This window comes from Halosimplex pelagicum (assembly GCF_013415905.1).
Lineage (GTDB): Archaea > Halobacteriota > Halobacteria > Halobacteriales > Haloarculaceae > Halosimplex > Halosimplex pelagicum.
The window spans coordinates 3,565,300-3,587,839 of sequence record NZ_CP058909.1 but is presented as its reverse complement, the minus strand read 5'-3'; the positions used below and the strand labels follow the sequence as shown (position 1 = coordinate 3,587,839).

The following is a 22,540-nucleotide window of genomic DNA, read 5'->3' as shown; positions in this document are numbered from 1 at the left end:
CCAGGAGGAGACGAGATGCAGGGATGAGCTCGTTCGGCCGGAAGGAACACCCGTCACGGGAAGGGCCAGACATCTACAGGCTTCCCCCGCGCGATTAACACCCGTGCAGAGTGAGCGAGCGCGGTTGTCGGTGCGAGGAGCCAGTTTTATCAGCCGATCGTCTGAGGAGCAGATATGGGAACTGTCGAGGCAATTTTTGTCGCCCCGGATTCCGGTGACCCGATGGAATCTGTCGAATCCGTCGACGCTGTCGCCGGAAAAGGACTGCGTGGGGACCGATACTATCGCGAACAGGGGTTGTACGACCGACACGAGGACCTGCCGGAGGGGACTGGCGTGACACTCATCGAGAAAGAGGCCCTGGAGGCAGCACGTCGAGACGAGGCGACGACAGTACAACCGCAACAGACCCGACGAAATATTCTCACCCGGGATGTCCCTCTGAATCACCTCGTCGGCCGGGAATTTACCGTCGGTGAGGCCACGTTCACCGGAGTACGGCTGTGCGAACCATGCGATTACATGGAATCGCTCGCAGATGTGGAGGGTGCTGTTGAGGCGCTCACTCATCGCGGCGGGCTGAACGCGAACGTCGTCGATTCCGGGACGATCGCTGTGAACAGCAGCATTGAATTTTGAAGCGGGACCGACCGGATCACTCCGCTCAGACCTCCACCTCACGGTAGCGCACCCCCGTTCAGGTGGTAGTCCGCGTGCGACTCCGGTTCGCGGGCTTCGAGGTTACCGGGCTGATTGTTCCAGCGGTCGTGACCGGCCGCCGAATCCCACACTCGGATGCGTGGATAGTGGCCGACGGCGAACTCGACGCGGGGACCGACGATCACGCCGACCACCCCGACATACCAATTTCTTGAGTGTGATTTTGGGGGGGGGGGTGTTTCAGAAACGCCGAAAACGCGCCGCTCACTAACCTGAGGTAAAGAAAAATTAAAGACGAGTATGGGGTCGGAGGGACCAGTCTTCCGACGATTTCGCCGTACGACAGGGCGCGAGGCGTCAGTTTTCATCGTTACCCCCGTCAGAAAGTGAAAGGTTTCCGAGGTACTTCCGACGGCGCTCTTCGAGCCGCTGGTCACCCGTCGCCACGTCGTAGTGGCGGCGGATCACGTCGGGGGAAGAGTTCACCCGCTCGGCGACTTCTTCGATGGGGATGCCGCAGTTGAGTTGCCACGTGATCGAGCCGGTTCGAATCTGGTGGGGCGACCGCGACGAAGGGCACTGACTCGCGTAGTTCCGGCGGCGGTACTTGCACGTCTCCCGGTTGCGGTCGTGCGGACACCGCTGGTAGAGACACGGCTGGGTACCGAGGTAGGCCCACGCTCGGATGGTCGTATCCGACGGACGACCCTGCCGGCAGGAGAAGAGCGGCTTCCGTCCGTGGTCGTCGCGCTTGTCGATCCGCTCGCGGGCGACGTACTCGTCGAGGACCTGGACGACCTCGGTCGGGATGCCGACGGGGCGCTCGCCGTTGTTCCCGTTCTTCAGCCGGGTGCCGGAGTCCGGGCGGTTGACGAACCGGAGCGTCCCGGTGTCGCTCTCGTAGTCGTCCAGGTCGAGCGCGAGCGCGCCGCTCATCCGACAGCCGGTGAACCAGAGGACTTCCAGGAGGGCGTGGCGCGGGCTGGCCCGGAACTCCACCGAATCGCGGTAGAAGTCGACGAGACGGATGCCGTCCTCGGGGGCGAGTTTCTTTTCGCTCTGTTCGTCGGCCGCGGAGAGCTGCGGGATGGGAACCTTGTCTTCGAGATCGTCGACGGCATCGATCCGTTCGAGGTAGGCGAGCAGCTGCTTCACCGCCATCATCTTACCCTTCACCGTGACCGGGGCGTCCTCGGTGAGGCTCCGCCGGTACTCGTCGAGGAGCCAGCCGGAGAGTTCGTCGACGCGCTCAATCTCGCGTTCGTCGCACCACTCGCAGAAGCGGGCGAGTCGGTTCGCATAGCTGCGGACGGTCGCCTCGGTCGAGTCCATTCGGCACTCGTCCAGGAACCGCTCGCGGGCGTCCCACACGGTGAGGTCCTCCGGCGAGCCCGGCGCGGTCGCGGTCTCCGGGCTCACACGGATCCCTCCGAAAGCGCCATCATCCGGTTGCAGTTCGGGCAGGGCTTCGAGGTCTGGAGGGACGCCGCTGCGGCGTGGCTAGTGCAGTTCTCCGTATGTCCGCAGTCGGGACAGCGGAGGTCGACCGATTCGGTTCGATTTGAATCGCCGTGGAGGTTGGCTGACTGTGCCATTACCAATTACCAACTACTGTTACACCAAATAAGTATTGGTTGTTGGTAATTGGTTATTGGTAGGTACTTATTAACGGCTTCCTGCGTTAGCAACAACCAAATGGTTCAGCCGACTATTAGCATGTCTCAGGACCTTCTGGACGAGATTAATAGTCAACTCGAATACGGGGACAATCGGAGCGCCTGGGTTCGGGACGCAATTCACCTGAAGTTGGAACTCCAGGGGGAACTGGACGACCTCGACGAGGACATGACCGACGAAGAACGTCGGGAGTTCGTCGTCGAGGCCGTTCGAGAGGCGATCGACGAGCAGTAATTAGAGATCGATCCCTCTGGATTGTGCGTCGACTCTGCGAACAGGTTCCTCGATTCGCCTGCCGCACGCGACACACTGAAGGCCAATTCTACTCTCCGGGAGGGTCACCTTCCGAACCGGAGCTTCACACCCATCAGGGCAACTAATCCATTCGTCCAGCATCATGCACCGCGACCAATACGAGGGGGACGTAAAAGAGAGCCAGCCATCAGTGGAGTGAAAGTGAAAGTGAAACTATTTCTGGGGTCGAAATCATGAATGGTTCAAGGAATGGAGATATCAAACACTTTGGCGCTGAATTATGTGGGTGCTGGAATTTTTATGTTTGTTGCTTATGCCGCCTTCGCTAATATTATTGACGCGATGAGAAACAAAGAAGCAAAATATCTTTTAAGCGGGGTCGCACTGACGACTGGATTAGTCTTATCTATCGGGCTGTCCCCACTGGGAACAATTGCTTCTGAAGCGGTCGCGATCTCACCGATGTTATCGGTTGAAGCGAGTCATTTTGTCGAGGCGTTAGTCGATGTGGGAACAGGGTTCAATCTACTATTCGGTGGCCTCTATATGTATGAAAAGGCAAAGTCACCCGGTGTAATTGCCTTCTATTTAAACTTTATAAGTGGCTTTATGTTCCCGATTATTCCCATTCTTGGAGCGGCTATTTTAGCTTTTTCAGAATTTCTTTTATACCTATCGCCCACTTCAAAGTTCTAAAATGTATTAACAGCCCGCTCGACCCCCCATTGAGGGGGGCGCTCGCGGGCTCGCTCAATGTCAAAAGATTTCTCAATATTTAATTAAGGAGCATATCAAGGCCACTTGGTATGGAGCAAGACGATCCAGTTTTTAAAGGAGTGTCAATTTTTATTGTATTCATTGCAATAACTTTGGCAGTCATCATCCTACGACCAGCCGTAGCATGCGCATGTTCAGCACTTTTTCAACTATCAGAGGCCTTTCCCTGCGTTATCGCTGGAATTGGGACTATTCTAATAGGAATGACTATATATGGTCGCGTGGGAGATCATGAGGACAACCTTTTTGCGGACATTCCTGAGGCATGGGTGACGTGTTTGTTATTGGTTTTAGCAGGGTTACTATTGCTTGAGTTCTACATGGACGGAGGGCTAAATAACCAGATATATGGATTAGCGATTGACGGTGTTGGAGCAATCATACTAGCATCTGAATCAGGTACTCTCTATGCAAAAGAGTCTGACTGGGCACTTGGAGAAGATGCCTGGGGTGCTGGACTGCTTTTAATTGGCTTCATTTTACAAGTACTTCACCTATTCCCGTGGGGGAGTTTACCAGGGTAGTACCGTCGATTATGAAGTAATCTCGAACTGAGCTTGTTCGTCGGGTTCGTACGTGCCGGCGATCGGCGGCACCGGGTCGAGCGTGTAGGCGAGATCGTCGGGTTCGCCGTCGACGAGATCACGGTAGAACTCCGCGGAGTATTCAGTCTCGTCGAGACCAGTTTCTTCAGCGCGCTGCACGATGATGTGATCGGCGTGTTCCCGAATTGGTGGAGCGATGTCGTAGCCGTCCTCGCGGTGACCGATGACGAACAGCCGCAGCCCGAGTTTCGATTTGAACGTCACCAGCGGATAGAACTCGCTGTTGACCTCGTAGCTCTGGGTTTGAGCGTTCGCCTGTGTACTCATCTCGTCGAGGACAGCCACCACGTCGGGGTACTCATGGCACATCTGTTCCAGCTCCGATTTCGTTTCGACGGTGTAGGTCCGTTCGTTCAGCTCGGACTCTTCCCACTCGAGTGTGGTCACGTTCGTGGCGAGGATCGCGTCGGGTTCGTCGCGGAGGTGCAGCCCGGCACCGACCAGGGCGGAGTTCGTCTTCCCGCCGTCGGTCATGCCGAGAAACACACCGAGGTAGCCCGGCCGCCGGAGGTCGCGGACCAGCTGGGAAAACACCTGGGCGCTGGAGAAGTCCGACTCTCGACGAGTCAGCCCGGACAGCCAGGATAGGACCGCGAGGTTCCCGTTGCGGACTGCCTCCGCTGCGACCGGCGAGCCGTGGGCGGCGATCAAGTTCCGACAGTACTGGGTCTGTTCGAACGTCGCCGGGAGATCGGCGTCGTGGTCCTCGTTGATGCTCAGAATCTCGTCGTACCGACGCTTGTAGTGGACGTACCGGCGGAGCGCACGACCGTCGAGGAACGGCGCGAGCGGATAGACGCGGTTGTTCTCGGTCAGTCGGCCCTCGGCGACCTCGCGGAACTCCGCAGCGCCGATCCCGAGCGAACTGCCGTCGTAGTTACTCACGGTTCACCTCGCTGCCGGGATGCTGGCCGTTGCTGCCCGGCGAGCCGTCGGACTGGGCGCGCTCTTTTAGCGGGTCGCTGGACTCTTGGATGTCAGCTGAACCAGGCCGGTCGGCGGCCGCGCGTTCCTCCTGGTCGTCGGCTTCCTCGCGGCTGGGGATCAGCCCGCCGAGGGTGCGGTCGAGGTCAACGTCGAGGTCGAAGTCCATCGGGTTCAGCCCGTCGGCGAGGAAGGAGTCCTCTTCCGCGCCGAGCAGCAGCGAGTGGGCCAGTTTGTCCGTGTTTTCGAGGACCTTCATGTCCGCACCGGCGCGGGCTTTCAGCCCCTCGAACGCCAGCGGGACGAGTTTCTTCCGCTGCTGTTTCAGCGAGGCTTTCTTCTCCATGAACTTCTGGTGGGAGATCTCGCCTTCCCACGTCGACGTGAGGACGCGGCGGGGGACCGTCTCTTTCTCGCCAGTCTCGGGGTCGACCTCTTCGCGCTGCTCGATACGGTGACCTTCGGCGAAGTAGATCGTCTCTCCGGTGGCGCGACCGTGACGGGTGGCGAGTCGGTCGCCTTCAATCTCGGCCTGTCCGAACTCGTCGGGGTGGAGGTACTTCAGGCCCCAGTCCTGGCCGTCGGGGTCGAGCAGGACGATCGGCACGTCCAGGCGCTTCTGGTAGACGTACGCGAAGAGGAACGCGTAGACCACGATGAACGGGCCGGCGATCAGCCCGGAGAGCAGCACGATGGAGATCGGGCGCTCGGGCAGGCCGTACCACCAGACCAAGGCGAGCCCGGTCAGGCAGAGCAGGCCGAACATCAGCGGGATGCCGGTCGCTTTCAGCACTTCCAGCATCAGTCGCTTGTTCGACGGAGACGGCGGAGCCTGCGGGTTCGGCGGGTCGTTAGTGTTGGTCATGCTCGACACCTCGCAGTTTCCGGTTAGCGTAGAACGCGCCGGGCAGGGCGACGGCGAACAGGACGAACACGGTCGAGCCGGCCAGCCAGGTGTCCTCGGGCGACGGACCACCCGGCACGAAGTCGGTCGAACCGACCTTGATGGGGTGGCCGTAGAGGGTTTCATCAGTCGAGATAGAGACACCGACGAAGCCGTTTTGCTCGGTGACGGCGAACTCGACTTTCGTCTTCCCGTTGACGACGATCGCCCGGCGGTTGATCTCTCCTTCCTGCATGAACGCACCAGCGTCGGCGAGCGTGACGGCCACGGCGCTGTCGCTGCGGAAGGTGAGCGTCACCGTCCCTTGCTCTTGGTTGTAGGACGACGAGAGCAGCGTCAGGCCGTCCTGAATCTGCGTCCCTGTCTGCTCCGGGAGGTCGACTCCCGAGCCGCTGGTGGAGTTGTTGGCGGACTGTGCGGCACCGCTGGCAGGCACCACGGCCAGCAGCGCGATGACGACGATAGCCGTGCCTAATCGATTCATATTCTCGATAAATGGGGTGGGTTGGTCTACGGACGATACAGCACAGGGATGGCGACGAAGCCGACCAGGACGGCCACGATCGCGACGGCCGCGGGCATCGGGATGCTTCCACCTCCGAAGTTGGGGAACAGTCCGCCGGTCGAGCCGCCGTCACGCAGGTTCGACTGGCGGGCTTCCAGCTCGGCGGTCAGGTTCCGCACCTGGTCTTGCAGCTGCTTGAACTCCTGGAGGTCGGTCGTGGTGTAGTCGATCTCTCGGTACCGGACCGTGGTCTGGTTGATCGGTTCACCGTTCACGTCCCGAATCTGGGAGAGCTGGAACTCGCCGGTGAGTTCGGTCGTCTCGCCGGTGTTGGTATGAACGACGTACTGCGGGCCGGCGAGGGTCGTCGCGTTGTAGGTCGTGTTGACCTGGAAGGTGCCGCCGGTGGGCAGGCCGTCGCTCATCAGCACGCCCTTGTAGGTCGCGCCGTCGGTCGGCGGGGCGCGGACGACCATCGTCTTGGTCGTCGTCAGATTCTCCGGCGGGTTCAGACCCGACGCGGAGAGCGTCGAGATGGCCCAGGTATCGAACTCGCCGCCTTCGGGGCTGTACTCGCGGGCCTGAAGGTATGGGTCGATCAGGTCGTCGTTGCTGATCTCTCCCTTCTGGTAGGACGAGTAGGTGCCGTTGATGAACGTGTCCAGTCGGTCCTGGATCTGGGCGTTCTGGGACTCGATGGAACTCCACGTCGTCTTGTAGTCCGTGAAGTTCATCATCAGCTCCTCGTTGTAGTTGCTGTTCGGCGGCGTGACCGACAGCGACACCATGTAGACGCCGGTCCCGAGTTCGTTCTGGGTCGGGTCGATGGTCCCGGAGATGGAGTCTCCCGAGACCATCCCGCTGGCCTGGAACTTGGTCACCTCAACGGTGGACCCGTTGACGAGGGTGACGCTCCCCGTACTGTTCGAATCGGGAGACGCATACCCGTCGTCCATGTTCCACATGTACACGTTGGAGAGGTTCGCGTTGGCCTGTACAGCGTGTTTCTGGGTGATGTAGTTCTGGACCGACGTTTCATACTGCGCGGCAACCTGCGCCTGCTTCTGGGCGTAGTAGTCGGCGATCGCCTCGCGGGCCGCAGCGCGAGCGGCCGCCTCGGAAGTCCCGTTGTTGAGGGCGCGGATGTAGGCGTTCTTGCCCTCCATCGTTGCGACCTCGGGCGTGTCCTGGAGGAAGTTGCCGTAGGAGTCCAGAAGGATCTGGTTGTTCTGGTGCTGGGTGACCGACGACTCGTAGACGTTCTTGTGGAGTTCCTGGGCGTCGGCCTGAGCAAGCGCCGACTCGTTGACGCCGCTGTCGCTCATGAAGGCAGCCGCGCCTGCGGCTCCGATTGCGATACCGTGGGCCAGCGCGACACCTCCGAGCACGCAGACGCCGCCACAGGCAAGGGCGTTCGCTTCACCGACTGGACCATCGTCGTCGAGGTCGACCATGCCGGTCGTCGCCGCGCCACCGAGGGTGCTGGTGACGAGCAGCAGGGCAGCCACGAGCGAAAGCGCCCGTCCGATTCCGTCTCTCATCGTTTCACTTCCCGAGGACGGCGCCGCAGATCACCATCAGGCCCATGATCAGGATGCTCGACCAGGGCGAGGTGTTGGTGACCAGCGTTTGCACTTCCGCCAGCGTGGCGTGGGCGGTCATGATCACCGCGGTGATCGAGACGATGGCCCACTCCAGCGGGTGGTAGTGCTGAGGGTTGCGCGTCCCGCTGGAGGCGAAGACGAGAGCGTAGGCGGCGAACGACCCGGCCAGCGGGAGGAACTTGTACCGCGTGAGCATGTCAACGATGTCGAGCATCAGCCCGGTCTGGACCAGCCCGACCACCGCGAAGAACATCAGCGCCAGCGCGGTGCCGATGTCCAGCTGCTTGTACGCCTGGAAGGCCGAGCGGTTGCGGTACCGGCTCATCGGCGGAACCTCGCTTCCTTGGGGTTGTACGTCACCTCCTCGCCGTCGTCGTCTTCGAAGGATTCCTCATCCTCCGAGACGCGAAGGGCCATCTTCGAGCCTTCGACCAGCTCGGCGATAAGTTGACGGCGTATGCTTGCAGTGATGTACGTGGGTCGGCCGTCGATCTCGACGACACCGTTCCGGCCGGCATTCGGGCTAAAGCCCGTGATGCGGCCGGTCACTTCGTCGCCCGCTTCGAGGTCGATCCAATCGGAACCACCATCGTCGTCCGAAGTCTCCGGCTCAGGGAAGTCCTCGAACGACGAGGTTTCGTTGTTGGTAGCCATGCTACGCTCGAAACATCTAGTCCCACTAGTAAAAGTCGGGGCGCGACCCGGGTGAAAGTAAAAATCATGAAACGGGGATAATTAACATATCATGTCAAAATTGGGAATAGAACTTATACAGAATCCAGTTCTAACAGTTAGTTAGACGAGGCTCTTTTGAACGAAACCCCATACTCTTCTTTTATTTCTTCACGTTCTTGCTCAGACAGGTCAAAATCAGACGGGTCAAAGGACTCGAATGCTGAAGAAGAACTTAGAACTTGTTGAGTTCCCGAATTAGACATTTCACTCTCTAACTTATCTATCCTTTTATTTAGACTATTCAAACCGTCCAAAATATCAGCAAAATTTTGCTCCGAAGGGTCTTCGCTTTCTCGCCACGATTTTAGATCCGCAGACCGAGATATCGGATTGTCAAAGTCAGGTTCTTTTTCCTCAATAGTTTCAAGATGCTCTTTGATTTCATCAACAGCATTCGCTGCTCGTTGTACGTCAAAGTCGTAGTTTATCGTTCTGAGATCAGATATATCAAAAGGAATACTTTGCTTCTTGTCGATTAGTTGAATATATGGCTTAGCAGTTGCATGTCTAAGAGCAAGCTCGTAGAATACATTCGGATTGTGGTTCGTCAGATCCGCTATTACAAGTTCGCTCTCTATGGTCTTTTGTATTATTTGTGATGTTATACTGCCTGGCTCAGACATTTCATCTGATCTCAAGGTTGAATATCCGAATTCAGAGACTGCATCCGTGATGATGTATTCCATGAGTTTATCAGACCGTTCTCTAATTTCACTCCCTTCGGAACCTATCGGACATATAACAAAACATTCTTTCTGATCGCTCATAGCGTAGGGAACATAAGTTATTACTCTGCATTAATTTTTGGCGTTGAGTCTACTGATGCCGCTTTGGTTCCAGTTTGGCCTGAAGATGGCACCCTTTCAGCAGAAACTACAGTATCAACTACCTTTGGATGATGAATTCCATGTTTCACCAGATAACCAGCCATCGATCTACCGCCCCACATACGAACATTAGTCCGCTTGCAACACCAGTAAATTCTATCTGCTTTGTCACACCCAAGCTTCGTATTTTGTAGAATCCGTTCAATATAGTCAACCGTTTCGACCATTTCGACTCCTGTACCTGCTGATGCAGGATATTCCTCTTCCCCGACGGTGACGCTCTTGACCTGCCACTCGGGCGGGCGCTCGAACGAGATTGGTTCCGTTGGATCGACACCGTGATCGACTTCTTTGATCAGCTCCCGAGCGTCGGGCGGCAATCCAAGCGCACCCATGATTTGGGTCGGCGTCGCGTCTGGATAGCGTTGCAAGTACTGTTTGATCTGGTCCCGTTGGCGTTTCTCTGTGGGAGATTGTCCGATAGAGGCAGCAGCACGGGCTGAAGGCCACTTGTCACGCAGGTCCCCCTCTCGGTCGAGGCCACCGTCGGCAGCTGCGGCCGACTGGTCGCCGACTCGGGCAGCAGTCAGCGTCTGGTCTTGGTCGATCCCGTGGGGACTCCCGCACTTCGCACATTCGAGGTCGACACCGCGAGTCTCGGAACGAATAACGCTCTCGCCGTGGTCGACGGACTGGTCAGACTGGTCGGACTCGAACCGCTGTTTACAGGCGTCGGCGGTCGACGCCCAACCGGCAGCGTCCGATCGGCTCTGCGTCTTCGCGTTCGCCGCGGTCACTGCGGCGGCCCACATGATGTATTCCTCCGAGCGTTCGTGAAGGTCGAGCGGGTCAATGGAAGCGTAATCTGCGACGTACTGGGCGGTACTCTCCAGTTCTTCGGGGTCCTTGATTTCGACCGTTCCCACGTCGTCGGCGTTCGCGTCCCAGTCCTGGATGTCGAGATCGTGGGCGTCGGCACCAGCCCATTCGCATTCTTCGACGTGTTTCTCGATCACCGGGCGGAGGTCGTTCGGGGTGACCGGGCCGTCGACGACCAGGACAACGTGGTCATGGCCGTAGCAGCGGTTGATTCCGTACTCACCGCGTTTGCCCGTATGCGGCTCCGAACGGCGTTCATACTGCCAATCGTAGCCGAGCGACCGCATGGTATTCCGAAGAGTATCGTAGCAACTGTTCCAACTACTCCGGCGGACAGAGATGTGATCCACGGGCGCGACTCGCTCGCCGTCCGGCATCGAGGACGCGCTCAGGGTGAGGAGACAGATACGCGGATCAGCGTAGTTAGCTGTGGACGTACCACCAGACGGCCGCTCACCACCGGTTAGTTCGCGGAGCCAGCCTTCCATCTGAGCGTAGTACTTCATCTGGTAGGAAGCGAACCAGCGGGTGACGGCCTCGATGGAGAACTCGGCGTATTCGGGGTCGCTGGGGCGTCCTTTTTCGAGGTTAATCGTCGTTCGGCGGGTGTCCTCGTGGTCTTCGAGCATCTTTTCGACGGCTTCGCCCCAGTCGTATGGAGTTCGAGCAACCAACTGCTGGCCGGTCACATCGTCGTCGATTTCTCGGATCGCCTCGCTGTGGTACGGCTCGTAGTGCTCGCAGGTGTAGTCGCGACGGAGGGATACGCCGTCGCGCTCGGTCAGCGGCAGCCGGGTCCGGTCGGGGTACTTCGCGTAGGACTCTGAGACCCTTTCAGCAGTCGTCGGTAACTCGCGCGAAGAATCGGACGAGTCACCGGGTTGAGCCGGGGTTACAGAGTCTTTCGAGTTGGTTTGCCGAGAGCCGCCGGTGTCGGTTGGGTCCTCCGCCGCCATCTACAGTGAGTCAGAATCAACAGTGAGCCAGTCGTCGTCGAGACCGCCCCGCGACCGCACCGCATCAAGATTCGCGCGCCTCCGGCGCGCGGTGCGCTGCGGGTCCTCGTTCGGGCCCCCATGGGAGGGGGCCGCTCTCTGCGGGTCCTTGCTTGTGGTGGGTGAGTCACCGAGTGAAGGAACGGAATGGCAGGAACGGCATTCGCGGTCCTGGGTCGGGGGGTCACCGATCCGGTTGATACAGGGTTCCCCGCAGATTCGGCAGGTGTACCACCGGTACGAGTCCCAGTCGGTCACTGGGGATCACCGTCCTCGACGCGCTGGACAGCTCGGCGAACTTCTTCGTCGGTCGCTTCGTCCAGGATCAGCTGGGAAGCGGGGACGAACTCGTTCCGAGGGAAGGGCCACTCGTCGGGAGAGGGGCCGTCAGGGAGATCTCCCGTCACGGGAGCGCACCCCCGTTCAGGTGGTAGTCCGCGTGTGGTTCCGGTTCGCGTGCTTCGAGGTTACCGGGCTGGTTGTTCCAGCGGTCGTGATCCTCGTGATGGACCTCCAGGTCAGTCCAGAGGTCGTCGATCTCGCCGTGGGCGAACGCGGTCAGCCGGTGGAGGTAGAGATAGCGGTCGTGGCCGGCCGCCGGGTCCCACACTCGGATGCGCGGATAGTGGTCGACGGAGAACTCGACGCGGGGGCCGACGATCACGCCGACCACCCCGAGTTATCAACTTCCTGACTATGATTTTGGGGTGTTTCAGAACCAGCGAAAACGCGCCGCTCACTAACCTGAGGTAAAGAAAAATTAAAGGTGAGTATGGGGTCGGAGGGACGCCGCCCTCTGCTGATTAACGGTACTTGCGGTATCTGATAGGTTCTGGTTCATTAGTCTGAATCCTCGTCGAGGTCGGTCGGGTGCAGATGCTCCGTGATGTCGATCTCCTGAGTGTCCTCGCGGCGCCGCTCGAGCTCGTCCGCGTAATCCGGCTGGTCGTAGTACCGCCGGATCACGTCGGGCGTCGCACCGGCTCGGCTGGCGACGGTCTCCGCGTCGAATCCCAGGTTTCGCTGCCAAGTGATCGAACCGCGCCGGATCGCGTGGGGCGGTCGCGTCGATGGACACTTACTCGCCGAATCGCGCGGTACGAACTCGCAATTCGGACGGCGCTTCCCGTGGGGGCACTCGACGGCCAAACACGGCTGGGTCGCCTGATACATCCAACCGCGGACCGTCCCCCGAACGGGGCGCCCCTGGCGAGTCGGGAACAACGGCTTACGACCGTGCTCGTCGCGAATGTCCGATCGCTCGCGAGCGATGTACAAGTCCAGTACCTCCCGCGGGGTATCTGAGAGCGTAACGTTCCGCTCGTGGCTCTTGCCCCGCTTGAGGCGGGTGTCCGTCTCCGGCCGGTTCCGAAACTTCAGGTCACCCGTCTCGGGGTCGTAGTCCCCCAGGTCCAACGCACGGAGTCCGATCGACCGGCAGCCCACATGCCACAGAAGCTCAAGGACCGCATGGCGTCGAGTCCCGCGCCACTCCGCGCTCTCGCGGAAAAACGACAACAGCATCCGCGCGTCGTCAGGGTCGAGCTGTTGATTCGAGGTCTCCTCGTCCTCGTCGAGTTTCAACGTCTCTATCGCGAGGTGGAGGCCCAACGAGACGAGACCCTGAGATTCGAGGTACTTCAGCCACGTTTTCGCCGTCTTCTGTCGCCCGGCGACGGTGACGCGGGCGAGGTCCTGGTCAAGGAGGTAGTCCGTGTACGCGCCGACGTTCCACCGGGTGAGGTCCGACAGCGTCTCGATCTCCTCCTGAGCCGCGTAGTCGACGAACGTGTCGAGGTCCCGGCGATAGCTCCGCTCCGTCTCGCCCTTCCAGTCCGTCCGCTTGCGCCGGATGTACAGCTCGATCGCTTCCGGGATCGCGTGGTCGGGGGCGTCGGCCGGCCGACCGCCGGCGGGTCGATCCCTTGTCACGGGGAACGCACCCCCAACGCCTCGAGCGCGTCGCGGAGCGTCTCCTCGTCGGCCCCGTTCGCCGCATGGACGAGCTGGCGGACGAGTCGATCGTTCTGGTCGGGAAACTCGGACTGTGGAGACGGGACACCGCGGACCTCGACCCACAGCTCATACATGGCCTTCTCGGGAATTTCGACCTCGAGGCGCTCGTCGTCGCAGGAAATCGAGAGGAGCCACGCCGACGTATTCGCACCGGCCGGTCCGTAGCTGACGCCACCGGGGAGCCGATCCTCGGCGATGAATCGCTCGGTCACCGCGACCCCTCCGTCGGACGGAGCTGGTCGGTCGAGCGCTCGATACTGTCTCGGGTCCGCGCCGCGACCGTCCCGACCTCCTGGTCGGAACGGTCGGCGATCGCAGGCGATACGTCTCGCTGGTAGTCGTTGTAATTCATAGGTCGAATCTGTCGTACGGAGTGGCCGCACGGGACGGCCTCTTGCGTCGCCGGCGCGCGGGTTTTGACGCCCTCGATCGGCGTCGCGCACGTCGGGCAACTGGTCGGAAGACTGTACTTATTCGCGCTACGTCGGGTATTCTTTTTAGGCCGGGTTTCGTCTTGCATAGCACGGTCACCTGGTTGACCGACACGACGCCCGTGCTGGTGACACAGGCGTCGACCCGTTTTTCAGAGAGTCGATGGCCCCGAGGAGCGCCGCGTCGGTTGCAGTGACCACTATCTTGGTCATTACGTATATAGGTTGGCCCATATATTGGTCCAATATGGAAATATATGGTCCAACTGTCAGCGTTTCCGAGGGAATTATTCGGTATCGTCTTGGTGATAGCCTGTGGTTCGCAGAAACCGGGCTCCATGGATGACCGGCCGAGACGATATCATCCTGGAGTACCTGGCAGAGACGGGAGTCGCCCTCAACAAGAGAGGTCTCGAGATCAATCTCCAAGAGGAGGGTTACGATATCTCTTACTCCACGATAAAGAGACGACTCCCAAAACTTGAGGAGGCGGACCTTATCGAGATCGTGTATGATGCCGGTCCTTGGTACCGGATCACCGATCGTGGCCTGAATTATCTCGAAGGGAATGTAGACCTGAGAGAAGACTCTGAGTGACCTACGCATAGTAGATCCTCGGAGCCTCAAAGAGGGGCCGGCTGACCCAGACAGCGCCTTCATCGCTCTATCTCGGACAGTCCGAACCCGTAGAGCATTTCGACGAGCCAGTCCGGTAGCTCGGCCTCCGCCGCCAGGTCGTCGACGGAGTCGGTGGTCGAGACCAGCTCGGCGACGCCCTCGTCGTCGACACCGAACTCCCAGGACTCGGACCGGCTCACTTCGACGCGGGCCTCGTAGTCCGGATCGGAGAGATAGAACCGAGTCGTCGCCGTCTCACCGTTCACCTTCTCGTGTTCGATACGATCGGGCCGTTTGCTTCGCAGCATGGCCGGGTCGACGGTACTGGTAGGAAAAGGCCTACGGCGGGTGGATGAACGGATATCGATTTAGGGGGTGTTTTGGGGTGAAGATTCCTGACGAGAGGGCTCGAAAAGAGAATAGACGGCCGATGAACGGATAATGAACGGATATGAACGGAAGCCGCGCAGTCTGGCGATTAGGTGACTGAACGGTAACGGCGGGCGCGACCCTCACCCGACGCTTCGATCAGTCCGTACTGTCGGAGGCTCTTGAGATAGCGACGACGCGTCGGGTCGGATTTCGGATCGACGGAGCGGCGCTCGTACTCGTCGGCGAGCTCGGTCCCGGATATCTCCCCGGCGTCGGCGATGATGTTGTAGAGGAGCCGCTGGTGGGTCCCGAGCGAGCGGACACGCCGCTGTTGGATGTCCCGCTCCGCAGCGCCGACGACATTCTCGATCGTCTCGACGGTGAGCTGGCGCTCGTCGGTCTCCTCGAGGCGCTTGGCCGCGCGTCGAAGGAGCGCAATCCCGCGCCGGGCGTCGCCGGCCGCGATATCTGCCGCTCGTCGAACCGCCTCGTCGTCGACGCGGGATTTGATGAGGCCGTGACTCACCCGACTGTCGAGGATATCGATCAGCTCCTGGAGGCTGTACTTCTCCAGGCGGACGGTCGCGGCGCTCTGCATTCGTGAGGTCGCGGGGCGGCCGAGGCTATCCAGCCACTCCTCCTCGTCGATCGTGATCGCGACGAGAGATACGTTCGGTAGGTTCGCGAGCGCGACGAGCGGCCGCTCCTCCAGAACGGAGACCTCGTCGAGGATCGCGACGACCTGGTCGTCGCACTCACGCAGGCGGTCGAGCGCGAGCGCAGTCGGTTCCCCGCGCCGCCGGAGGTCAGCGCCGAGGTTTACCTCGCGGACGAGCCGGTGAAGTGCCGCAGTGGTGGTGTTATCGCTCATACCGTCAACGTATCCCCAACGGATCCCGAGTGTCTCGCGCTCGAGCTGGGTAACGACGTACTTCGCGATCGTCGTCTTTCCGCTCCCACTCGGCCCGAAGATAGTAACGTTCTCCGCAGTATCGTACTGGAGCGGGGCTAAGACAGACGAAAGGTGATCGATTTGACCCTCTCGGTGGTGTAAGTCTCTCGGGACGAACTCCGGTTTCAAGGCTCGCGCGTCAGTGATCATACCAGATGATTACCGAATACTCTCGTTTAGTTGTCCGCCGTCCGGAGTGAAAGTAGTCTACGCGAAAGCGTTTTCTTAGTCAATTAGCAACTATCTGTACGGATGAATGACGGGAATGGTGAATCTGAGGCATCACCACCGGAGGACGAAGTAGCAGCTGAAGACATTCAAAAGTTGACGAATAACGCTGCTCTTGAAGCTGCTACGAGTATGGAGAGGCTGACAAACCCGGTCGTTAATAGCGCCGCTCTTGAGGCTGCCGCCAGCGTAGAGAGGCTGACAAACCCGGTCGTTAATAGCGCCGCTCTTGAGGCTGCCGCCAGCGTAGAGAGACTGACAAACCCGGTCGTCAATAGCGCCGCTCTTGAGGCTGCCGCCAGCGTAGAGAGACTGACAAACCCGGTCGTCAATAGCGCCGCTTTTGAGGCTGCCGCCAGCGTAGAGAGACTGACAAACCCGGTCGTCAATAGCGCCGCTTTTGAGGCTGCTGCGAGCATTGAGAAGCTGACGAATCCTGTGGTCAACAACGCCGCTCTTGAGGCTGCTGCGAGCATGGAGAAGCTGACGAACCCGGTGGTCAATGACGCTGTTCTCAAAGTTGCCACGAGCATGGAGAAGCTGACGAACCCGGTGGTCAATGACGCTGTTCTCAAAGTTGCCGCGAGCATGGAGAAGCTGACGAACCCGTACCCCATGATCGACATGAAAGAGATCAGCGCCAACCTTGGGGAGATGATGGCAGTGCCTGTCACTGGGCCACTGGTAGACTTTCCAGATGAATTTTATGAGGGTATTGATACGATTTCTGCATACGATTCCGAAGACGAATTAGCCACAAATTTGGACAGATCTGGCTCTTATAATGTAGATAGCTCAGTCAACTGGACTTACGTCAACTGGTTCAATCTGTGTTTCGAAATGGCGCCACTTGTTTACCAGCGGATTCTGGAAAGTACTGGTGCAGACGAATTAAATCGACGGGGTCGCAACATTGTAATGAATCTATGTGCGGTTGCCCTCTTTTTCGAGTTGACCGGAAATACGGCTTTAGCGCTTTCAGCAACGGCTTTTACACTCACAGTGGCCAACAATCTGGTCAGCAAAGACGAGATGAAAAAGGGATAGAGTGTACACTATATTTTTATCGCGTACTCTCCGTTTCACATTTGAACAGAAGTGTGAAACGCGACGGGCGGGCTCGCGGTGAAACGGCCGATTCTCGACGCTTCGCGAGGCCGGTCACCCCATCGGCTAAGATTATGACTGCACGTTTCCCGAGACAAACGTGTAATGAGAACCGAGCGGAACAAAGACGGATCGTGGAACGTGTGGATGTCGCGCGAGGAGTACCGGGCGCTCCCCCGCGCCGCGGAGTCCTTCGAGCGCGAGGTCGCTATCAGGCTGATGGGCGACTGTGGACTCCGGGCTCACGAGGTCCTCGACGTGGAGCCGCGGCATATCTCCCGAATGAGTGACGGCCGGCACTACGAGCTCGAGGTGGTCGGCGGGAAGGACACGACCGGCGAGTACCAGGAGGGAAAGCACCGGGAGACGTGGCTCCCGATCGAGGTCGAGAGCCTCATCAATCGGTACATCCAGAGTGAGGGAATCGCTCGCGACGCCCCGCTCGTCGACGTGTCGAAACGCACCGTTCAAAACTGGGTCGAGTGGGCGGCGGAGGCAGCGGCCGATGAAATGGGCGATCCCGATTACGAGCGTGTGAGCTCGCACGATCTCCGGCGGGCGTGGGCGAACTACCTCCTGGTCGAGGAGAGTATCTCTCCGCGGATCGTCATGGCACTCGGCGGCTGGTCCTCCTACGAGGCGATCGAGCCGTACCTCGTAGCCCCAACGGAGTCGAATATCATCGGCTCCATGCGCGAGGTGTCGCTCTAACCCTCCGGTTATCTAATGAGGAGGGACCCTCAACCAGTTGGTAACTCCCCGGAGCGGTCCTCTCCAGGATAGTACCCGAGTCGGCGGTCGTCGACTGTCGCTCGGAACGGGCGACCCTCGCGGTCGTCGGCCGCTCTCCGGGGGGACGACAGCCAATTCTATCCATGCCACAGACGGAGCAACAGCCACAGCGGTCGAATTTCTTTTCGAGCGCAGGTGGCGAGTACGATCCGGACCGGGAACCGCTCGACGACTCGGAACCGACCCACGACCGGGCGACCGCGAGCTCGTCGAACAAAGACGAGTGGATCGCGATGGGGATCCTCCTCGACGGCGCGACGCGCACGTGTCCGAATTGCTACGAGGACCACGATCCCGACGACGGCGTCGGCGAGGAGCCGCTCGGAGTAATCCTCGCCGACAAGGAACACGCCCCGCGCGAGTGTGAGGGGCGGAAGACGGTGACGCCGGCGACGGCGCTCAAGTGGACGTGTTCCGAGTGCGGGTACCAGTGTTTCGGCGGGATCCTCGAGGACCGGACGATCCCGGAGTTTCTCGAGGTCGTCGACGAGGTCCTCGACGCGGTTGGGAGAGTCCCGGACAAGACGCGGCGCGAGCTCCGCGGCGAGGCGCTCGCGCGGAAGCGAAACGGCGTCGACGACCGGGCGAACATGACGGTCCTTATCTCGGAGCTGTAGGCGGCGAGAGCGGCTTGTACGGAGATACGTACGATACCATGAGAGACACACATACGGACGGTAACGGACGGTTGTACCGGCTCGAAACTCCCGAGTGGGTGGCCCACTCGACAACGCTCGCGGCGATCCTCCTCACGTACCTCCTCTCGTGGGGAACGGTCGAGCTGAATCCAGTTGCGCGGCGACTGTTCGACGCGCTCGGCTATCCGGCGACCGCGGCGGTCGCAATGCTCGAGATCGGAGCGGCGTTCGGTATCCTCCGGCGCCTCGAGGAGGTCGATCGGCGCGTCGCACTCGCGGGCGGGTGGTTGATCGCGGGAGTCGGCCTCGCGGACGTGTGTATCAATCTGTGGCGACTCTCGTCGGTCGGATTCCCCGAGACGACTCGAGTCGAGGTGGTCGCGACGATAGTCGTCGCGGGCGCTCTCTCGGTCGCGGTCTTAGGATTGGTGGGTGCAAGAAAACGTGTTACCTCGACCGGTCTCGAGCTGGTCGAGACGGTTCCGACTTACCGACTCAAACAGGGAGCGACGGTCGCGATCACTCTCCTCGTCGTAACGTCCCCGTTAGCCTACGGTATCGGCTTAATCTCGCTCGCGAGCAATCCCGCATCTGCGGCGGGTGCGGAAATGGTGGACGATTTCGAGGACGGAGACCTGTCCGAATGGACGCATGCAGCTGGTGAAATTACAAGCTCAATCGTATATGAGGGGTCGTACGCACTTAAGGCGAAGGAGGATACAAGTAACACTCTCGAAAGACACGGGATAACAAATGATATATCAGACAAATCACCAGATAGTATATCATGGTATGTACAGATAAATAGCACCGGTAGTAGCTTCACCACAACCTCTATATTAGACTCTGGTTCGGATGCTATGGGTGATATTGAGTATAACTCGGACAGTTCCATTTCATTCTATACACAGGACAGAGGTGTACGAACCACAATAGCATCAAGCACGCAACAAGACAAATGGTATAAAATATCATACCATAACATCACGTGGGGGGGTGAAATGACCGTGACGATATATGATCCGGCAAGTGGTGAGGTCGTTGGTAGTGAAGATGTATTGATGGAATCTGACTCGGATAACTTCGACAGGTTTGATATGAATACTGTCGACCCGTATGTGTATTTTGTGGACAATATAGCGATTAATGAGGGTGCGCCGGGAAATACGATTTCGGGCACCGTAACCGACTCGGACGGAGTCGCTCTCGATAATGCGGATGTGATAGTCGAGGATAGCTCCGAGACTGTGGCGTCGACGACGACGGACTCGAGTGGTTCGTACTCGACAAATGTCCCAAGCGGTGATTACACAGTTACGGCGTCTGCGAGCGGATTCCTTTCAAAATCGAAGACTAAAAGTGTGTCTTCAGACTCGAGCGTCGACTTTACGCTCACAGAAAACGCCGTCTCGGGGACTGTCGTCTCTCAATCGGGCGATCCCGTCGCCGGGCAGACGGTCCAGGTGTTCGGGATGAACTACTCCCACCCGGACATTGAGAGCGCACCGGACCCGCAACAAGAGGCGCGAGACATCCTCTCGAGCTACTTGGAGGCGGCTCCGGACTCGTGGGACGACACGCTCGCGCCGGTGTCGGACATCTTCGAGAGCGAGGACGCGAATTACGTCGCGGTAACGACGGAGTCGGTCTCCGGAGACGGGATATTCACCGGAGACGACCTCGCCAACCCGCAGATCCAGGTGCCGGCGGACGAGGAGATAATCCTCACTGAGTGGGACCCGACTCAAACCGGCGGTCTCGGCGGACAAAACGCATGGGACGAGCAACTCCCCGGAACACTCCAGCATGACGGGGAGATCGTGATCGAGCAAGTCTCCGCCGGGAACGACACGCTCTCGAGGACGACCGTCGAGACGACCGAGGAGCAAACCTCGGGTGGAGTCCTCGGATTCGGCTCGACGACGGCGAACTACGCGACGGCGTCGCTCAATCCGGGATTCTACCGGGTGTATCCTGAGGGATCGCCGGGGACGGCCTACCCGATCCAAGTTGGTTCGCTCGGGGACGCGGCGACGGCATCGACCTCGAAACTAATCGCGCCGAACCTGGAGGACGATAGCGGCCAGCTCGCCGAGGCCGCGAAGGACGAGGCGGAGGCACTCGCGAATAACAAGATGGTCCAGAAAACGACCGTCTCGAAGGGAGACGGCTCGTTTAGCGTCCAGCTCCCGAATAACGTCGAGACGGTCTCGGTCCAGGTGGTCGGGACCCAACCGGGGGAGGTCGTCGACGAGGCGACCGGCGAGACGACCGTCCCGGACGCCCCGACCCGTCGCGAGGCGATCCAGTCCGTCGAGGAATGGTCGACCAGGGCGACGGACCCGCAAAACGCAACGAGCGGGCTCAACACAAGCACGTTCTACATGTCGAGCTCGCCGAGGATCGTCGACGTGCCCTCGAGCGATGTCTCGATGCAAGTGATCGAGCTCTCGGCGCCGGGATTCACGGATGTCGGGGACCAGATAAACAAGTCCGAGTGGCGAGACGAGCTCCTGTCGAATCTCTCGTATGCGGACCTCCCGACCCAACTCCTCGAGAATATTTCGGCGCTCGAGAACCGGACGGCGCTTAACAATCTCACGTCGGTCGACCGCGAGCGCCTCGAGGAGCTGTACGGCGACCTCGAGAATCTCTCTCAGCGGAACAGTAACCTTGAGGACCGGGTAAAGCAACTCCTCGGGGAACGCAACGCGACGACATCGGCGGACGCACTCAACGAGTCGCTCAATCTGTACCTCAACGCGACGGACGCGACGAATCCGGAGCTGGTTGAGCGAGTCACGTCGATCGAGACGGCGCTCTCACAACTCGAGGAGACGATCGATGTCGGTGACGGTGAGACGACGGTCTCGGGTGAGACGGTCTCATGGGTACAGTCGTTCGACACGGACCTCTCGCCGGAGAATGTCCTCGTTCGGGCGCACTATACGAACGGGTCGGTCCGGACGCTCTCGCCGGGGTCTGAGTACGTCTCGATTAACTCGAGACCAGGACTCGCCGACGAGGTCGAGATACGTCAGCTCCCGCTCGGTGACGCGGCGGGCGCCGCTCTCTCCGTCGACGTAGCGACGGAGGACGGGACGGGCGGGGATCGTATCTCGCTACCAAATCCGACGTATGACGGGACCATGCCGGCGCTCGACGCGGTGGCGTTCTCGTCGCTCCGACCCGGTCCGCGGGAGACGGTGACGGGGACGCTCAAGCCGGCGAGCTCGTCGCCTGCGATCGACCTCGAGGCGGTCTCGGTAGTCGGACCGGACGGCGCGGAGGTCCCGTCGACGATCAACGGAACGCGGACGCTCCAGTTTACCACGAACGGGAGCGGGGCGTACGCGGTCCGGTCGGTGTTTAGTACGCCCAACGGGGCGAATCACACGCTCACGCAGTACGTCGAGGCGGGCTCGAGCTCGGTTGAAATGAAACCGGGCGTCCGTGTCGAGACCACTCCGTTCGGGCCGACGGCGGTCGTCGGGGACGGACTCACGGACGGCGGTGTCGAGCTCTCCGAGGGTGGGACAGCGATCGATGTCGTCGCGATGGTCCCGGCCGAGTCGGAGGCGCCGGACGCGCTCGACGTACACCTCTCGGCGCTGTCGCTCCCACCGGACTCGACGGTGTCGGTCCGGCTCGCGAAGGGAGCGGCCGAACAGTCGATCGGCAAGCATGTCGAGACGACGGTTCATTTCGGCGGGCTCGGGGACGGGACGCTCCTATATCGGAACGGAGAGCCGCTCCCGGACGACTCGACTCTCGGGGAAGTGATCCGCGGCGCGGGCTCGTCGACGATCAAGACGCACACGGACGATCAAGCGACCCTCGAGATCGAGCGGAACGCGGATCCGTCGATTTGGAACCAGATTAGCTATCAGGTGGCGACGGCGATCCCGGACTTTAGTCTCGGGCTCCAGCTCGGCGGCCTCCCGCTCGGTGGCCTCGGAGCTGGTCCATCGACGGCGGCGCTCGCGATCGCGCCGGTCGGAGGGGTACTCCTCGCTCAACGGAGGCGATCCTAATGATT

The 22,540-nt window shown here is 60.0% G+C and carries 27 protein-coding genes; 10 read left to right on the top strand and 17 right to left on the bottom strand.

Annotated features, from left to right (window positions below):
- Positions 1–174 precede the first annotated feature (174 nt).
- Together HZS54_RS18120 and HZS54_RS18115 are read left to right on the top strand one after the other, a co-directional pair.
- Positions 175–639: an MOSC domain-containing protein gene (locus HZS54_RS18120; RefSeq protein ID WP_218927082.1), complete on the top strand. Its 465-nt coding sequence runs from the start codon at positions 175–177 to the stop codon at positions 637–639.
- 74 nt (positions 640–713) lie between these two features.
- Positions 714–875, top strand: a complete 162-nt coding sequence (locus tag HZS54_RS18115; protein ID WP_179918478.1) for a hypothetical protein — start codon at positions 714–716, stop codon at positions 873–875.
- 142 nt (positions 876–1,017) lie between these two features.
- Here the strand turns inward: HZS54_RS18115 and HZS54_RS18110 are convergent, their stop codons facing one another.
- Both HZS54_RS18110 and HZS54_RS18105 read right to left on the bottom strand, forming a co-directional pair.
- Positions 1,018–2,079, bottom strand: a complete 1,062-nt coding sequence (locus HZS54_RS18110; protein WP_179918477.1) for a tyrosine-type recombinase/integrase — start codon at positions 2,077–2,079, stop codon at positions 1,018–1,020.
- Entirely contained in the window at positions 2,076–2,255 is a 180-nt protein-coding gene (locus tag HZS54_RS18105; protein ID WP_179918476.1) for a hypothetical protein, read from the bottom strand. Before HZS54_RS18105 ends, HZS54_RS18110 begins: the two co-directional genes overlap by 4 nt.
- 121 nt (positions 2,256–2,376) lie before the next feature.
- Here HZS54_RS18105 and HZS54_RS18100 point away from each other — a divergent pair, with 121 nt between their 5' ends.
- The 3 genes from HZS54_RS18100 to HZS54_RS18090 all read left to right on the top strand — a co-directional run bounded on the left by HZS54_RS18100 (position 2,377) and on the right by HZS54_RS18090 (position 3,893).
- On the top strand, positions 2,377–2,571 hold the full coding sequence (locus HZS54_RS18100; RefSeq protein ID WP_179918475.1) for a hypothetical protein: 195 nt from the start codon (positions 2,377–2,379) through the stop codon (positions 2,569–2,571).
- A gap of 270 nt (positions 2,572–2,841) precedes the next feature.
- Positions 2,842–3,288, top strand: coding sequence for a hypothetical protein (locus HZS54_RS18095; RefSeq protein ID WP_179918474.1), 447 nt, complete (start codon positions 2,842–2,844; stop codon positions 3,286–3,288).
- A 110-nt stretch (positions 3,289–3,398) separates the two neighbouring features.
- Positions 3,399–3,893 (top strand): hypothetical protein, encoded by a 495-nt coding sequence (locus HZS54_RS18090; RefSeq protein ID WP_179918473.1) that lies wholly within the window; start codon positions 3,399–3,401, stop codon positions 3,891–3,893.
- Positions 3,894–3,902: 9 nt separating this feature from the next.
- Here HZS54_RS18090 and HZS54_RS18085 read toward each other — a convergent pair whose 3' ends face one another.
- From HZS54_RS18085 to HZS54_RS18025, 13 genes are all read right to left on the bottom strand, one after another.
- Entirely contained in the window at positions 3,903–4,859 is a 957-nt protein-coding gene (locus HZS54_RS18085) for a hypothetical protein (RefSeq protein ID WP_179918472.1), read from the bottom strand.
- On the bottom strand, positions 4,852–5,763 hold the full coding sequence (locus HZS54_RS18080; RefSeq protein WP_179918471.1) for a hypothetical protein: 912 nt from the start codon (positions 5,761–5,763) through the stop codon (positions 4,852–4,854). Before HZS54_RS18080 ends, HZS54_RS18085 begins: the two co-directional genes overlap by 8 nt.
- Positions 5,750–6,286, bottom strand: coding sequence for a DUF8063 family protein (locus HZS54_RS18075; protein WP_179918470.1), 537 nt, complete (start codon positions 6,284–6,286; stop codon positions 5,750–5,752). The genes HZS54_RS18080 and HZS54_RS18075 overlap by 14 nt, the downstream gene beginning before the upstream one ends.
- Before the next feature lie 26 nt (positions 6,287–6,312).
- Positions 6,313–7,848 carry an Env/VP5 family phage fusion protein gene (locus tag HZS54_RS18070; RefSeq protein ID WP_179918469.1) on the bottom strand — a complete coding sequence of 512 codons (1,536 nt, stop codon included), beginning with the start codon at positions 7,846–7,848 and terminating at the stop codon, positions 6,313–6,315.
- A 4-nt stretch (positions 7,849–7,852) separates the two neighbouring features.
- Positions 7,853–8,236: a DUF8023 family protein gene (locus tag HZS54_RS18065; RefSeq protein ID WP_179918468.1), complete on the bottom strand. Its 384-nt coding sequence runs from the start codon at positions 8,234–8,236 to the stop codon at positions 7,853–7,855.
- On the bottom strand, positions 8,233–8,565 hold the full coding sequence (locus tag HZS54_RS18060) for a hypothetical protein (RefSeq protein ID WP_179918467.1): 333 nt from the start codon (positions 8,563–8,565) through the stop codon (positions 8,233–8,235). The genes HZS54_RS18065 and HZS54_RS18060 overlap by 4 nt, the downstream gene beginning before the upstream one ends.
- Positions 8,566–8,702: 137 nt before the next feature.
- Positions 8,703–9,413 (bottom strand): nucleoside 2-deoxyribosyltransferase, encoded by a 711-nt coding sequence (locus HZS54_RS18055; RefSeq protein WP_179918466.1) that lies wholly within the window; start codon positions 9,411–9,413, stop codon positions 8,703–8,705.
- Positions 9,414–9,433: 20 nt separating this feature from the next.
- Complete coding sequence (locus HZS54_RS18050) at positions 9,434–11,308, bottom strand: hypothetical protein (RefSeq protein WP_246391688.1); 1,875 nt, start codon at positions 11,306–11,308, stop codon at positions 9,434–9,436.
- A gap of 293 nt (positions 11,309–11,601) precedes the next feature.
- On the bottom strand, positions 11,602–11,754 hold the full coding sequence (locus tag HZS54_RS18045; RefSeq protein ID WP_179918465.1) for a hypothetical protein: 153 nt from the start codon (positions 11,752–11,754) through the stop codon (positions 11,602–11,604).
- The gene (locus HZS54_RS18040; RefSeq protein ID WP_179918464.1) at positions 11,751–12,011 is read right to left on the bottom strand and encodes an HNH endonuclease; all 261 of its coding nucleotides are present in this window, start codon (positions 12,009–12,011) and stop codon (positions 11,751–11,753) included. The genes HZS54_RS18045 and HZS54_RS18040 overlap by 4 nt, the downstream gene beginning before the upstream one ends.
- Before the next feature lie 176 nt (positions 12,012–12,187).
- Positions 12,188–13,279, bottom strand: a complete 1,092-nt coding sequence (locus HZS54_RS18035) for a tyrosine-type recombinase/integrase (RefSeq protein WP_246391687.1) — start codon at positions 13,277–13,279, stop codon at positions 12,188–12,190.
- Positions 13,276–13,575, bottom strand: coding sequence for a hypothetical protein (locus HZS54_RS18030; RefSeq protein WP_218927081.1), 300 nt, complete (start codon positions 13,573–13,575; stop codon positions 13,276–13,278). Before HZS54_RS18030 ends, HZS54_RS18035 begins: the two co-directional genes overlap by 4 nt.
- Positions 13,572–13,715, bottom strand: coding sequence for a hypothetical protein (locus HZS54_RS18025; RefSeq protein ID WP_179918463.1), 144 nt, complete (start codon positions 13,713–13,715; stop codon positions 13,572–13,574). Before HZS54_RS18025 ends, HZS54_RS18030 begins: the two co-directional genes overlap by 4 nt.
- Before the next feature lie 421 nt (positions 13,716–14,136).
- Between HZS54_RS18025 and HZS54_RS18020 the strand changes: the two genes are divergently transcribed.
- The gene (locus HZS54_RS18020) at positions 14,137–14,391 is read left to right on the top strand and encodes a winged-helix domain-containing protein (protein WP_179918462.1); all 255 of its coding nucleotides are present in this window, start codon (positions 14,137–14,139) and stop codon (positions 14,389–14,391) included.
- 59 nt (positions 14,392–14,450) lie between these two features.
- Here the strand turns inward: HZS54_RS18020 and HZS54_RS18015 are convergent, their stop codons facing one another.
- Positions 14,451–14,720, bottom strand: coding sequence for a hypothetical protein (locus HZS54_RS18015; protein WP_179918461.1), 270 nt, complete (start codon positions 14,718–14,720; stop codon positions 14,451–14,453).
- 170 nt (positions 14,721–14,890) lie between these two features.
- On the bottom strand, positions 14,891–15,886 hold the full coding sequence (locus tag HZS54_RS18010) for a Cdc6/Cdc18 family protein (RefSeq protein ID WP_179918460.1): 996 nt from the start codon (positions 15,884–15,886) through the stop codon (positions 14,891–14,893).
- A gap of 102 nt (positions 15,887–15,988) precedes the next feature.
- On the opposite strand from HZS54_RS18010, the gene HZS54_RS26090 reads away from it, so the two are divergent.
- The 4 genes from HZS54_RS26090 (at position 15,989) to HZS54_RS17985 (ending at position 22,535) form a co-directional block, all read left to right on the top strand.
- Positions 15,989–17,011 carry a hypothetical protein gene (locus HZS54_RS26090; RefSeq protein ID WP_218927080.1) on the top strand — a complete coding sequence of 341 codons (1,023 nt, stop codon included), beginning with the start codon at positions 15,989–15,991 and terminating at the stop codon, positions 17,009–17,011.
- 165 nt (positions 17,012–17,176) lie between these two features.
- Positions 17,177–17,782, top strand: a complete 606-nt coding sequence (locus tag HZS54_RS17995; RefSeq protein ID WP_179918457.1) for a site-specific integrase — start codon at positions 17,177–17,179, stop codon at positions 17,780–17,782.
- Positions 17,783–17,946: 164 nt separating this feature from the next.
- The gene (locus HZS54_RS17990) at positions 17,947–18,480 is read left to right on the top strand and encodes a hypothetical protein (RefSeq protein WP_179918456.1); all 534 of its coding nucleotides are present in this window, start codon (positions 17,947–17,949) and stop codon (positions 18,478–18,480) included.
- Between the two features lie 38 nt (positions 18,481–18,518).
- Entirely contained in the window at positions 18,519–22,535 is a 4,017-nt protein-coding gene (locus HZS54_RS17985) for a carboxypeptidase-like regulatory domain-containing protein (RefSeq protein WP_179918455.1), read from the top strand.
- Positions 22,536–22,540 lie beyond the last annotated feature (5 nt).